A 13,429-nucleotide genomic window follows, 5' to 3' on the forward strand; every position below is an offset into this window, starting at 1 on the left:
TTTTTTCTAAACCTTTAAATTCTCCTGTTTTTCTGCTCTCGTCTTGCCTTATACCTTTCCTCATACTCCTGTTGTTTTCCATTTGCTTTACGCTTTAGATAATTTTGATGAAGTCTGTCCCTTCTCTCATTAATTTTTCGTTCTTCTTCCTCAAGTTTTGATCGTTCTTCTTCGCTTAATTCTTCTTTTGGAACTTCATAATTTCCGATGAAGTTAAAATATATTTCTATCTTTTGCTTTGATGTTTGACTGCCTTTTCTATCCCTTTCATGAATGATTATCTTCTCTACAAACTCATTTATCATTGTGTTTGTTAGATCATCAAAGTTTTCATAACGACTAATAAGGGACATGAATTTTCTTACCCTATCTGTTTCATTTTCATATCTTGATATTTCAAGTTCTAAGTCTCCAATCTCTTTACTTAGAGCTCTTTGCTCTGTTTCGTATTGGCTATTAAGTATCTCATATCTACTGCTTGGTATTTTTTCTAGTATCATATCCTCGTAAATACGGCACATAAGCCTTTCTAACTCTTGTATCCTCGACTTATTATTAATTAGCCTTACTCTTTGTTTTTCTATCTCTACTTTTTCCTTTTCTTCCATTTCATTTTGAATGGAACGGATAAAGGCTTCATTATCTTCATTAAGGTATTTTTTAATATCTTTTAGTGTTTCCCTAATAAGGTTTAAGACCGCTTCTGCTTTTATTCTGTGTGCTGATGGACAAAGTGTGCCACAAGGTGTTTTGGTATAGGCACTGCAAGTGTAATAGGGAATATTCTTATAATTGCTTGTCCTATGAACATACATCTTGCTCCCACAATCTGCACAATACATCAATCCTGTTAGTGGGTGATATTCACCCCAACCGTCAGGATACCTTTTTACATTTCCTCTTATCCTTTGCACATTATCAAAGGTTTCTTGGTCTATGATTGGCTCGTGTGTATTTTCAAAAATAAGCCAGTTATCCTCGGATACATATTTGCTTTTCTTGTCCTTGAAGTGCTTTCTTGTTTTGAAATTGACTGTATGCCCCAAGTATTCCTGTTTCTTTAAAATGCTTGCTATTGTTGAGCTGCACCAACGATAGGGATGTTCAAAGTTTTTGCTTTGATATAGTCCATAGCCTAATTTCTGTTGATGATAGGCGGGTATATCTACTTTTTCACTCTCCAATATCTTTGCTATTCGATACGGACCATTGCCTTGCATGGTCAGGTTAAATATTCGCCTTACTATCTCTGCTGCTTTTTCATCTACTATCCATTTGTTTTTATCTTTTTCATCTTTGATATAGCCATAAGGCGGTGTGCTTGCAGTATGTTTCCCACTTTCGCCTTTTGACCTGAAAGTCGATTGTATTTTTCTTGATGTATCTCTTGCATACCATTCATTCATGATATTTCTAAAGGGAGTAAAATCATCTTCTCTGTAAAAACTATCTACATTATCATTGATAGCGATTAGTCTTACGCCCTTTTGTCTTAGTATCTCCATACATTGACCGACTTTGAGATAATCTCTGCCAAGTCTGCTCATATCTTTTACAATGATACAACCAATATTTCCTTGATTGACTCCGTTCATCATTGCCATAAATCCCGGTCTGTCAAACTGCGTTCCGCTGATTCCGTCATCTGTAAAGTGAATGATGTTTGACAGGTTATTTTTGCTTGCGTATTCTTCCAGTATTTTTTTCTGATTGATGATGGAGTTACTTTCTCCTTGCAGTTCATCATCACGACTTAATCTCTCATAGAGTGCTGTTATCTTTTCAAAATTCCTCATTTTTACCCCCTTTCTCTTAATTTTTCAATAAAAAAAGAATTAAGAAGTACATATTTCACTAAAATAGTGATTAAGTGTTCTCCTTAATTCTATTACTCCTGCTGCAAGTTTGTATTTCTTATATTGTTTTACTGCGAAATGGTTTGGCTTTTCTTTTTCTAATGCTTCAAACATATAGTCTACTGCATTTTTAAAATTTTCATCTTCTTCTCTTACCTCACTTGCATCTATCATAGCAAGTAGAGTTGTAAAGTTCTGTTCTTCTTTAGGAGCTTCATAAAAAATATATCCAATTAAGGCTGTATAGTAGAGTTTTTCAGCTTTTACCCAGAAATCCTCAGTTGATTTTTCTCCTTCTCCCTTAGTATTTGCAATTATTGTTTGTACTAATTTCAAAATATCTTTTTCACTTTTCAAGTATGCAAAGGGATTATATCTCATGGATTTTTTAAAGTTTATTGTATTTAGTATTTTTATCTCATATCCATTTCTTTCCAACATTTTTCCGCATTCCAAGACTAATGTTCCTTTTGGGAAGATTTGTCAAGGACATAAACAAAATTTCTTTGACAAATTTATATCTTTTCTGTTTCTCTCTTGATTAACTTCAGTATTTTATCCTTGTATGTTTCTCCTGTACCTTGTTTGAAATGTAGGTTTACAGTATATTTTGTCTTCCCAATATCCATTATTAACTGTTTATTGGGTGGTGCTTGTATTTCTCTTTTTTCTTCTTTCATAAGTCCTCCTTTCCGATTTTAGACAAAGAAAAAACAGTAAACCTTTTTCAATTTACTGTTCTGTGTTAGTTTTTATTAAATTGTTAGTTATACAAACTGTGGTTTGCTTTAATCTTTACTAAAAACAAGAATCTTCTGCGTAATCTTCCTCGCAATCGGAAGCCAGTCGATTAGCTTTAATGTAGGCATAAGAACACGCATACCACGTAATATGTTGTCATCTTTAATCTTATGAAACCCCTGAGCAATGTTCTTTATATCATCAAAGCTGTCTGCACCGAAAACGAATCTGGCTCCGGTTTGCTGAATGGATTTTTCAACCCCTTCTCGTTTTACCCACATCTTTGCAATACATTCCATTATGACCGTAGCGGTGTCAAAGTTTTTATGAATGATAGAAAGTATCTTGGCATTTTCTTCGGTAGTGAGATACATTGACAGTCCTTCTATAATAAAAAGTACATTCTCTCTGTTTTTTACTTCCTTGAACCAATTTGGATCCAAAGCAGACGCACTGATAGATGAAACCCTCCCGCTTTCTAAAAAAATCTGATCTCTGAGTTTTATAACTTCAGGCAGATCCAGATTATACCAAGTGATAGTACCATTATCCACACGATAAAATCTTGTGTCCAGTCCACAGGCAATGTTCACTATTGTAGCAGTCGGGTTTCGCCCAATAAATTCTTTGACCAGTTCGTCAAAGACGAGTGTACGTGCGATTACACCACTACTCATGGTGCGATCTTTTGATGCAGTTGAAAAGTCATAATCAATCTTATTTACAAGTTCTACTGCTTTTGCATCATAGAATTTATGCTTCTTTCTCTGTGAATACTCTGCACGTGCATAAAAACTTTGAAGCATGGTTTCTGCAGTGCCGTTCAAAACAGGTTTTATTTTCTCTTGCATTTCTATTTTCCCCAAATGTAAACGCCTCCTTCAAATTTTATTTTTTGTCTTCACTAGTTAATATTATATACTTTTTTTACTTAGTTTTATAGGTCTAACTCATTCCTCTTTACCTGTGATAGTCGCTTTTCGTGTCCCTCTAATTGCTCTATACAGGTCTTAACTTTTTCTGCTTGTTCAACTTCTTCTCGTATTTCTAATATTTGACTATATAGGCTCTTTTTCTCTTTCTTCAAAGTGCTAACTTCTGATTTCCATTTACTGATGGCTAAGGTCTTACTTTCTCCTAAATGCTCTTTCAGATGTTTCTTGGCACTTTCAAATAAAATGAGTTCTGCCGTATGCTCGTTATAAAAATCTTCCTGTTTGCTTTTCTTTGTCTTGATATAGGCTTTGTAGGTATCCTTGTACTTCAAATATTTTTCTGACTGGTCTATGAGTTGTGTTTTTTCATCAATCTTCTTCTCGGTATCTTTTAAGGCTCTTGTGGTCTTATAGTTCTTATCTCGTAAGTTTGTAATGCTCTCTTTTAATTGATTGATACTTGTAATGTTTTTCTCTTTGAGTAGCTGATAACTTCCAATATATTTTTCTAAGTCTGTATTATTCTTATCTGTATTTTTACGGATAAGATTTTCCAAAACTGATAGCAGATTTTCTTTGGGTGGGAGGGTTGACTTTGTATTTTCATGTTCTCTTTTTTCTTCTTTTCCTATTCCTCTTATCCAATTTAGCAATGCTTTTATTCTTCTTGAAATTTCTCTTAAAATCATATTTTGATGTTTGATTTCTCTATTGATATTTCCTCTGTCTGTAGCTATGCCTCTCTTCTCCATTTGGGTTGATGATACTCCTAAATGAATGGTCGGTATTTGTTCTATACCTTGTCTTTGATAAGAGCGGTGATCCACCTTATCCTGTATGCTATTTTCTTCAAGATATTTATTTGTAATGTCTGCCCATGCTTTTCGCCATTCTTCTGCTTTGTCTTGCTCATTCCAATCTGTTGTATTGATCTTTCTTGTTTTGTAATTACCATTTTTTAGTTTTACTTTTTCGCCATTTTCATCAAGGATATATTCCTTTTTTGATTTTGCTCCCCATGTTGTATCTTCATTTAGTGGTCGCATAGTAAGTAAGATATGGCAATGTGGGTTTCCATCATTTTTATCATGTAGAGCAATATCAGCACACATACCTACTTTTACAAAATTCTCTTTTACATATTCTCGTACAAGATTTATTTGTTTTTCTCTGTCTAATTCTTTAGGCAAAGCAACTTCAATTTCTCTTGCAAGTTGGGAATTTTTACTCTTTTCTATTTTCTCAACACTGTTCCATAAGATAGAACGGTTTACAAATTCCTGTGGTGCATTTTGTGGTAAAAGAATTTCTGTATGGGCTATTCCACCTTTTCTTGTAAAGTCATGGACTATACCGTCATATTCGTTTTTTATCTTTTCGCCGCTTCGATAGGCGGAAGCTGCTACTGCACTTTTGCCTTTGCCTCTTGAAATAATCTTTATGCAAAGATGATATATCGCCATAAGAAAAAACCTCCTTTCCATTTTTCGGTATGGTTATGGTGGCGATAGATAAGACTTCCTAAAAAAATCGGATAGCTTTTTATCCGATTTCTTTTGGGAAGTACACAAGGGGTAGGAAATGTATTTCCGTAGGGGAGTGTAGCTCCCCTGTATCAGCGTTAGCTGATATGCCCTCTGCTAAGAGCCTTCGGAGAACGCACGCACCTGTTAAGGTGTATATGTGCGCCCTTGTAAACAAGGGACTATTCCTCTGTTTCCATTACTTCCTCTTGTATTTCTGTAATTTTGTTTTCGCTTTGTTCTCGCTTCTCAATAATTTTTAGGATTTTTTGATTGACTGCTTCTTTGATATTTGGGAATGTAATTAGCTGATAAAATTCATCTTTGGTAAAATCCTTGCTTTCGTTAAAGATACTTTCAAAAACTGCTCCTTTTTCATAAAGCCTTTTATCTCTTTTCTTTCGTTCTTCCTGTTTCTGCTGACTGATGAGTTTTTTTCTTTTGTTTTGTAACTGCTTGATTTCTTCTTCTGCCATTAAAATTTTTTCGTCTATGTTTTTCATCTTCTGTTTTCCTTTCTTTATGTTTTGAGCAAAGAAAAAACAGTAAACCGATTTGATTTACTGTTTCGTAAGCTGCTATACTATTGTTTCTATTTAATTATTTCATTTCGACAAACTGGAATTTGTCTGTCTCAAAACAATTCGTTTATCATTGTCACAAATAAATCCGGTTTCAATAAAACAAGACCTGCATGCCCCAGTTTAGGCAAAACCTTGAATTCTGTTTGCGGAAAATGCTGATTCATGTAGGCGATATCAAGTTTTCGCTCCTTTTCTTCGCCATCGGCATACCAGTAATGCATTTGCGTATCGACCTTCGGAATGGGCTGTGGAATCTTATAGTTGTTGCATGAGTCAAAAGTTCTCCATAACGTTTTTCTACTGGAGCACTTCAAAACATCTGCAACATATTGAAGATCTTCCTTCGAATATTCATCGGTAGCAAAAGCCTTCTCAAGCAAGCGCACTCCACCTGTCCTGCCCAGCATCACCATGAGATAGTCTCTCAAGGCGATAAAGCGTGTGACAAGCCATGGTAGCTGATATGGTGTAATGCCTCCGTCCATAATGCAGTGTCTGATTGGAATAAGTTGTCCAAGCGTTACCATTAAAGCAACGGAGCCGCCCATCGAGCACCCATATACTGCATACAATTCGGCAATCTCTTCAGCCTGAAGCCACTCATTCAATTCGGCAGCGATCTTCTCAATGCTTGTAAAGTCACTTTCATCCTCAGAATCATATCCGGGAAGAGCCGGAATAATCAGATGATATTTGTTTTTGAGAAGCGGAATTAAATGTTCAAAATAATCCCATCTTACAACAGAAGGATGTATCAGCAGAATTGCTTGTTCATTACCTTTTCCAAATTCATGTATATTCATTAGTCTAATCCATCCTGTGTACAAATTCTAATTTTTCTCTCTAAATAATTAACAATATTATACCATTTTTAAGCCATTTTTTCTATATCGGCTTTTTGTGGTACTTGACAGTTGCCTATAAAGTTAAAATACACATCAACTTGTTGTTTTCTATCTTTTCCTTTTCTTCCCCCTGTGGCTTCATGGACTACAACTTTTTCTATATACTCATTTATCATTGGTACTGTCAGTTCTTCAATATCGGTATATTTTTCTATCATCTTTAAGAATTTATCAGTATCAACTTTTCTCTGATGATAACTTTCTATTTCATCTTCAAAATACTGTATTTGATTTTCTAAGTCTTGTTGCTCCGTATCATAGGTATTAAATAATCTATCAAAGTGTTTTACAGGAATTTTTCCAAGTGCGTGGTCTTCATATAGCTTTGTAATAAGGGTTGTTAATTCTGCATTTCTTGATGACAGTTTCTCTAACTTTTCTTTATCCCCTTGATACTTTTCTTCTCTTTTTTCATCGGACAATTTGTTCATCACTTTTAGAAATTCTTGTTTATCTTCTTTGGCAAAGTCTGTGATTTCTTTAATTGATTTCAAGAGAATTTCATTCACTGTCTTTACTTTGATGTAGTGCATACTGCAAGTGCCTTTTCTGTGTCTGTAATGTTGGCACACAAAACAATAATCACAATCGTATTTCTTTTCTTTATGTTCTGCCGGCTCTCTGTAACTTAACTTTCCTCCACAATCAGAACAGATTAAAAGTCCTGTAAATGGGTGGGAGGTTGTACCATACTTTGGGCTTCTTCTTACTGTTTTTCTTAACCTTTGAGCATTATTCCATGTTTCTTCGTCAATAATCGCTTCATGGGTGTTTTTGAAGATAATGAGTTCATCTGCTTTCGCCTTTCTGCGTTTCTTGGTTTTGTAGTCTACACTAATTGTCTTTCCCAATACAGTATGTCCCATATATTCTTGCTTTTCTAAGATATAGCTTACTGTGGTTGGTGTCCAAAAATATGGGTCTTCTATTCCTCTTTTCTTGGAGCTGTGGTTATTTTCAGGATAGTGTATTTCTGCATAGGCTGATGGAATAAGGACTTTATCTTTGGTTAGTATATCTGCTATCTGAGTTACTCCATATCCCTCTATTACAAGCCTATAAATGCGTTTTACGACCTTTGAACTCTCTTTATCGACAAGTAGCTCCTGTTTGTTCTTAGGGTTTCTATAATAGCCGTATGGAACGCTGGGTGATACTCTTTTACCCTCTTCCATTCTTGCTCTAAAGATGGATTGTATTTTTCTTGAGGTATCTCTTGCATACCATTCATTCATAATATTTAGAAATGGGGTAAAGTCGCTTTCTGCTTGTTTTTCGCTATCTATTCCGTTATTGATGGCAATAAATCTTACTCCCTTTTCTTTGAAAAGTATTTCGGTATAAAAACCTACTTTGAGGTAATCTCTGCCAAACCTGCTCATATCTTTTACTATCACAGTAGATACTTTGTTTTCTTCTACTGCTTTTATCATCTTTTGAAATCCCTCTCTATCAAAGGTCGTTCCGCTTACTCCATCATCGGTATAGTGATAGATATTTACAAAACCGTTTCTTTTCGCATAGCTTTCAAGCAGCTGTTTTTGATTGGTGATGGAATTGCTTTCTCCTTGCATTTCATCATCACGACTTAAACGCTCATAAAGTGCCGTTTGTCCTGTTCTTTTCGTATTTGACATGAGAATTACCTCCTTTCCAAGTTTTTATTATTTTCTCTGTCCCTAAGAGGTTAATCCTTTAGGATCTGTTACTACATAGGAAGAGTGCATTTGCATTAGATTTGGCTTTACATAAAATCTTGTTTTACCTGATCCAGAACCACCTATTACTAATACATTTTTATTTCTAGCATATTTAGGATTTCTGGGTCTTGAGTTCATTGTTAGTCTTTCGGTATTAGTTATTAGAACATTGTTTTCAAACTTAGGATCAATGTATGGAGCAATATCCTTACTTTCTCCCCAGGAAGCGTTTTGTCAAGTATCTTTTTATATTTATGGACGCTTTTTCTATAAAGAATTTTAACTTTTAGACAAGAAAAAAACAGTAAACCTTTTTTGATTTACTGTTTTGCTGTTAGCTTTATTAAAATTTATTAGTTAGATATTGGGTTAGAAACTCAAATGTATAATTTTTGTTCTGTTTAACTTATCCGCAAAATACATATATATTCTTGTTTTTAATTTCAATCTCTTACAATGCTTTAATGCTCCATCAAAAAAGCCTGTAACTTCTACTAACCCTGTATTCGTGCAGCTTGCAAATTCTTTTGGGTCATCTACGCTAAAATACATTTGTGCGTCTTCATTTCCCGTTTGTTTTACATATTTATTTGCAAGCTCTAATCCCTTGGAATTTGTTGCGTCAAATATCAATTCTCCGTTAGGAATCAATGATTTCATGCCCTTAATCATATCTACAATTTTTTCTTTATCAAAATATTGATATACTCCTGCAACTACAATCATTGTCGGCAAAGAAGTATCTATTTCTTTTATCCAATCAAGAGTAAACATATCCCCTGCTATCAATCTTTCATTATCGGCATTTCCTAATACTTTTTTTCTTAGTATTATGACATCCGGCAAATCGATTTGATAGAAATTAACTTTAACATTTTTTATGCGATTATATGCTGTTTCCAATCCTGCACCTAAAAAGACAATATTACATTCATTGTTTTTTTCGATGAAACTAATAATTTTTTTGTCCATCGTTTGTTGTCTGCAAACACTTGCCATATAAAAATATTCAGTAGTATTACTTTCTATACTGTTTGTGGGTATATGTTGTTTTAAGGATAATGCTTTTTCATCATAAAAAAAATCAGGAAATTTTTCAGACGCATAAACTCTTGCTATAAGAGGAATATATAGAGTATCTGCAACACCACTAAGCAACTCATTTTTGTTCATCTCCATGTCCCTCCTTTCTCATTTTATTTTGCAAGTTATGTGAAACTAATTATTTTCATTATACCACTTTCCCACTTAGTTTTATAGGTCTAACTCGTTCTGCTTTGCCTGTGATAGTTGCTTTTCTTGTACCTGTAATTGCTCTATACAAACCTTAAATTTTTCTGCCTGTTCTACTTCTTCTCGTATCTCTAATATTTGATTATATAGGCTCTTTTTCTCTTTCTTCAAAGTAGCAAGTTCTGATTTCCATTTGCTGATGGCTAAGGTCTTACTTTCTCCTAAATGCTCTTTCAGATGTTTCTTTGCACTTTCAAATAAAATAAGTTCTGCTGTATGCTCGTTATAAAAATCTTCCTGTTTGCTTTTCTTTGTCTTGGTATAGGCTTTGTAGGTGTCCTTATACTTCAAATATTTTTCTGATTGGTCGATGAGTTGTGTTTTTTCATCAATCTTTTTCTCAGTATCTTTTAAGGCTCTTGTGGTCTTGTAATTCTTATCTCGTAAATTAGTAATGCTTTCTTTTAGTTCAGATAATGAATTGATGTTTTTCTCTTTTAGTAATTGACAACTCTCAATATATTTTTCCAAGTCTGCATTGTTGTTATCTGCATTTTTACGAATAAGCTTTTCAAAGATGAATAACAGGTTCTCTTTGGGTGGGAGGGTGGATTTTGTATTTTCTTTTTCTGTTTTTTCTTCTTTTCCAATTCCTCTTATCCAATTTAGTAATGCCTTTATTCTTCTTGAGATTTCTCTTAAAATCGAATTTTGATGTTTGATTTCTCTGTTGATATTTCCTCTGTCTGTGGCTATGCCTTTCTTCTCCATTTGTGTTGCTGATACTCCTAAATGAATGGTTGGGATTTGCTCTATACCCTGTCTTTGATAAGAACGGTGATCTACTTTGTCCTGTATACTATTTTCTTCAAGATATTTGTTTGTAATGTCTGCCCATGCTTTTCTCCACTCTTCCGCTTTGTCTTGCTCGTTCCAATCGGTTGTATTTATTTTTCTTGTTTTGTAATTACCATTTTTTAGTTTTACTTTTTCGCCATTTTTATCAAGGACATATTCCTTTTTTGATTTTGCTCCCCATGTTTTATCTTCATTTAGTGGTCGCATGGTTAGTAGGATATGACAATGTGGGTTTCCGTCATTTTTATCATGTAAGGCAATATCTGCACACATACCGACATCTACAAAATTTTCTTTCACATAGTTCCTTACAAGTTCAATCTGTTTTTCCCTGTCTAATTCTTTAGGCAATGCAATTTCAATTTCTCTTGCAAGTTGAGAATTTTTACTCTTTTCTATTTTTTCAACACTGTTCCATAATGTTCCTCTATCTGAAAATTCCTGTGGTGCATTTTGTGGTAAAAGAATTTCTGTATGGGCTATTCCACCTTTTCTTGTAAAGTCATGGACTATGCCGTCATATTCGTTTTTTATCTTTTCGCCACTTCGATAGGCGGAAGCTGCTACTGCACTTTTGCCTTTGCCTCTTGAAATAATCTTTATGCAAAGATGATATATCGCCATAGTCAAAAACCTCCTTTCGTTTTTCTGATACGTTGATGTGGCGATAGATAAGACTTCCTAAAAAAATCGGATAGCTTTATATCCGATTTCTTTTGGGAAGTACACAAGGGGTAGGAAATTTATTTCCGTAGGGGAATGTAGTTCCCCTGTATCAGCGTTAGCTGATATGCCCTCTGCTAAGAGCCTTCGGAGAACGCACGCACCTGTTAAGGTGTATATGTGCGCCCTTGTAAACAAGGGACTATTCTTCGATGTCCGTTTCGTCCTCTTGGTTTTCTATATTTTGATTTTCTGTTTCTTCTCTGCTTTCTATAATTTTTAGTATTTTGATATTGGCTTCTTCTTTACGAATTAGAGATGTGATTAACTGATAAAATTCATCTTTGGTTAAATTTTTACTTTCGGTAAAGATACTTTCAAAGACTGCTCCTTTTTCATATATCCTTTTATCTCTCTTTTTTCTTTCTTCCTGTTTCTGCTGACTGATGAGCTTTTTTCTTTTGTTTTGTAACTGCTTGATTTCTTCATCTGCCATTAAGATTTTTTCTTCTATGTTCTTCATTTTCTCATTTCCTCCCTTTCTAATTTTGAGTAAAGAAAAACAGTAAACCTTTTTTGATTTACTGTTTCTGTGTTAGTTTTTTTCTAAACTTTGATTTTTTATTTCATTTATAATTGTATGATTTTATTGGCTATATCTTCCACAAATCTCTTATCGTGTTCCACAAATATGAGTGTAGGCTTTGCTTCTTTTATAATTTCCTCAATCTGTATTCTTGATATTACATCTATATAATTCATTGGTTCATCCCAAACAAATATATGAGCTGGCATTGACAAACTTACAGCAATTAAAACTTTCTTTTTTTGTCCATCACTATAGTTTTTCATATCCATTTCAAATAATTCTCTTGCAAAATCTAATTTCCTAAGAATTGTTTTGCACAATGTTTCATCAACACCTTGCTTATGAATATACTCATTTAGGCTTCCTGTCAAATTAGATGTATCTTGAGGGATATACGATATTTCCAAATCACTTGCTGATTTTATTTCACCAATATACTCATGATGTAACCCTAACAAAATTTTAATCAAGGTTGATTTTCCACTACCATTTTGACCATATATAGCCACTATATCACCTTGTTTTATCTCGAAACTTACATTACTTAATATCTGTCTTTCTCCATAGATTGATGATAAATTGCTAACCGATATTAGAGAATTTTTATGATGGCGTAATGGATGTAATAATAGATTTTCTTTTGTTTCAATATCTTTTAGTAAACTCTGTTTTTCTTCTATTGCCTTGTTTTGTCTATTTTCTAAATTCTTTGACTTCTTCATCATCTTGGCTGACTGATGACCTATATGACCTTTGTCAGGTTTTACGCCTGATACTTTTACACCATTTTTAGTATTTTCAATTTTATCAGACCAAATTTGACTTTGTCTTGCTGCTTCTTTTAATCGTTTAATATCTTTTCTTAATTTCTCATTTTGACTGATTTCAAACTGGTCTTTCATCACTTTATTTTCATACCATGATGTAAAATTTCCTGATTGGACATCAATAGAATTTCGGTTAATAGAAATAACATGATTGATACAACCATCTAAAAAATCCCTATCATGAGATATAAGCAAAAATCCCTTTTTACTTTTCAGATATTCACTTACAGCTTTTCTTCCGTTCATATCTAAATGGTTTGTTGGTTCGTCAATAAGTAAAAATCCATCTTCCTTTGTAAATAAAATAGATAAAAGGATTTTTGTTTGCTCTCCTTTAGAGAGTGTTTCAAACTTTCTATAAAGGAGATTTTCATCTACATTTAGTAAGTTAAGTTCTTTAAATAATTTCCATTCTTCCTCATCTGATATTAGTTCTTTATATAACTCAATTCCCAATTTTGAGGTATCACTTATATTGGGTGGAAACTTAATAAAGTCAACACTTTTACTAATTTTTCCTTTGTAAACTTCTTGGTTTAGAAGTAGCTTGAATAAAGTTGATTTTCCAATTCCGTTTCTTCCTATTAGCCCTGTTTTCCAGTTCGTATCAAATGAAAATGATACATTATCAAATATAGGTTTTACATATCCATAATATGAGAAAGTGAGGTTTTCAATTTTAATTAGCGACATAAAAACACCCCCTCACAAGCCTATTTTATTTATCATTATATCATTTTTTAGGCATTTTTTCTACTGCCAGATTTCTCACTTACTAGCTACTATTTATCCTTTGAGTGTATTACCTTAAACAGCTTATCTTGAAATGTTTCCTTGCTCTTTTTGTCAAAATATATCTCTGTTACAAAAGTCTTTCCATTTATCTTTTTTGTAAGAATGCCGTCAGGCTTTTGGGATTCTTCTTGTTCTTCTTCGTGTGTTTCGTTTACTTGAGTGTTCGTATTTTCTGCCATTTAGTTCCTCCTTTCGACTTGCACAAAAAAAGATTTCCTGT

Annotated in this window: 11 protein-coding genes and 3 pseudogenes; all 14 read right to left on the reverse strand. The window is 33.6% G+C overall.

Annotated features, from left to right (window positions below):
- Window positions 1-6 precede the first annotated feature (6 nt).
- Window positions 7-1,796 (reverse strand): annotated as a pseudogene (locus BQ7400_RS04595) (DUF4368 domain-containing protein).
- Between the two features lie 39 nt (window positions 1,797-1,835).
- Window positions 1,836-2,330, reverse strand: a pseudogene (locus BQ7400_RS04600) (type IV secretory system conjugative DNA transfer family protein); the annotation flags it as partial.
- Window positions 2,331-2,371: 41 nt separating this feature from the next.
- Window positions 2,372-2,536: a transposon-encoded TnpW family protein gene (locus tag BQ7400_RS04605; RefSeq protein WP_004831908.1), complete on the reverse strand. Its 165-nt coding sequence runs from the start codon at window positions 2,534-2,536 to the stop codon at window positions 2,372-2,374.
- A gap of 108 nt (window positions 2,537-2,644) precedes the next feature.
- Window positions 2,645-3,463, reverse strand: coding sequence for a class I SAM-dependent methyltransferase (locus BQ7400_RS04610; RefSeq protein WP_219306810.1), 819 nt, complete (start codon window positions 3,461-3,463; stop codon window positions 2,645-2,647).
- Between the two features lie 71 nt (window positions 3,464-3,534).
- The gene (gene mobQ, locus BQ7400_RS04615; RefSeq protein WP_072469672.1) at window positions 3,535-4,995 is read right to left on the reverse strand and encodes a MobQ family relaxase; all 1,461 of its coding nucleotides are present in this window, start codon (window positions 4,993-4,995) and stop codon (window positions 3,535-3,537) included.
- 242 nt (window positions 4,996-5,237) lie between these two features.
- Window positions 5,238-5,558 (reverse strand): DUF3847 domain-containing protein, encoded by a 321-nt coding sequence (locus BQ7400_RS04620; protein WP_072469673.1) that lies wholly within the window; start codon window positions 5,556-5,558, stop codon window positions 5,238-5,240.
- A gap of 131 nt (window positions 5,559-5,689) precedes the next feature.
- Window positions 5,690-6,442, reverse strand: coding sequence for an alpha/beta fold hydrolase (locus BQ7400_RS04625; RefSeq protein ID WP_018370703.1), 753 nt, complete (start codon window positions 6,440-6,442; stop codon window positions 5,690-5,692).
- Between the two features lie 68 nt (window positions 6,443-6,510).
- Window positions 6,511-8,181 (reverse strand): recombinase family protein, encoded by a 1,671-nt coding sequence (locus tag BQ7400_RS04630; protein WP_072469674.1) that lies wholly within the window; start codon window positions 8,179-8,181, stop codon window positions 6,511-6,513.
- Between the two features lie 54 nt (window positions 8,182-8,235).
- Window positions 8,236-8,475: pseudogene (locus BQ7400_RS04635) on the reverse strand (type IV secretory system conjugative DNA transfer family protein); the annotation flags it as partial.
- Between the two features lie 138 nt (window positions 8,476-8,613).
- Entirely contained in the window at window positions 8,614-9,417 is an 804-nt protein-coding gene (locus tag BQ7400_RS04640) for a class I SAM-dependent methyltransferase (protein WP_070607958.1), read from the reverse strand.
- Between the two features lie 81 nt (window positions 9,418-9,498).
- Window positions 9,499-10,959, reverse strand: coding sequence for a MobQ family relaxase (gene mobQ, locus BQ7400_RS04645; RefSeq protein ID WP_072469675.1), 1,461 nt, complete (start codon window positions 10,957-10,959; stop codon window positions 9,499-9,501).
- 241 nt (window positions 10,960-11,200) lie between these two features.
- Entirely contained in the window at window positions 11,201-11,521 is a 321-nt protein-coding gene (locus BQ7400_RS04655) for a DUF3847 domain-containing protein (RefSeq protein WP_019134460.1), read from the reverse strand.
- A gap of 107 nt (window positions 11,522-11,628) precedes the next feature.
- Complete coding sequence (locus BQ7400_RS04660) at window positions 11,629-13,107, reverse strand: Lsa family ABC-F type ribosomal protection protein (protein WP_072469677.1); 1,479 nt, start codon at window positions 13,105-13,107, stop codon at window positions 11,629-11,631.
- 89 nt (window positions 13,108-13,196) lie between these two features.
- Window positions 13,197-13,388, reverse strand: coding sequence for a transposon-encoded TnpW family protein (locus BQ7400_RS04665; RefSeq protein ID WP_070607654.1), 192 nt, complete (start codon window positions 13,386-13,388; stop codon window positions 13,197-13,199).
- Window positions 13,389-13,429 lie beyond the last annotated feature (41 nt).

It is taken from the genome of Urinicoccus massiliensis (genome assembly GCF_900120405.1).
Classification (GTDB): Bacteria; Bacillota; Clostridia; order Tissierellales; family Peptoniphilaceae; genus Urinicoccus; species Urinicoccus massiliensis.

Coding starts and splice junctions, on each gene's coding strand:
- BQ7400_RS04620 (WP_072469673.1), bottom strand. CDS start 5,558: ATGAAAAACATAGACGAAAAAATTTTAATGGCAGAAGAAGAAATCAAG.
- BQ7400_RS04640 (WP_070607958.1), bottom strand. CDS start 9,417: ATGAACAAAAATGAGTTGCTTAGTGGTGTTGCAGATACTCTATATATT.
- mobQ (WP_072469675.1), bottom strand. CDS start 10,959: ATGGCGATATATCATCTTTGCATAAAGATTATTTCAAGAGGCAAAGGC.
- BQ7400_RS04665 (WP_070607654.1), bottom strand. CDS start 13,388: ATGGCAGAAAATACGAACACTCAAGTAAACGAAACACACGAAGAAGAA.
- BQ7400_RS04625 (WP_018370703.1), bottom strand. CDS start 6,442: ATGAATATACATGAATTTGGAAAAGGTAATGAACAAGCAATTCTGCTG.
- BQ7400_RS04630 (WP_072469674.1), bottom strand. CDS start 8,181: ATGTCAAATACGAAAAGAACAGGACAAACGGCACTTTATGAGCGTTTA.
- BQ7400_RS04655 (WP_019134460.1), bottom strand. CDS start 11,521: ATGAAGAACATAGAAGAAAAAATCTTAATGGCAGATGAAGAAATCAAG.
- BQ7400_RS04660 (WP_072469677.1), bottom strand. CDS start 13,107: ATGTCGCTAATTAAAATTGAAAACCTCACTTTCTCATATTATGGATAT.
- BQ7400_RS04605 (WP_004831908.1), bottom strand. CDS start 2,536: ATGAAAGAAGAAAAAAGAGAAATACAAGCACCACCCAATAAACAGTTA.
- mobQ (WP_072469672.1), bottom strand. CDS start 4,995: ATGGCGATATATCATCTTTGCATAAAGATTATTTCAAGAGGCAAAGGC.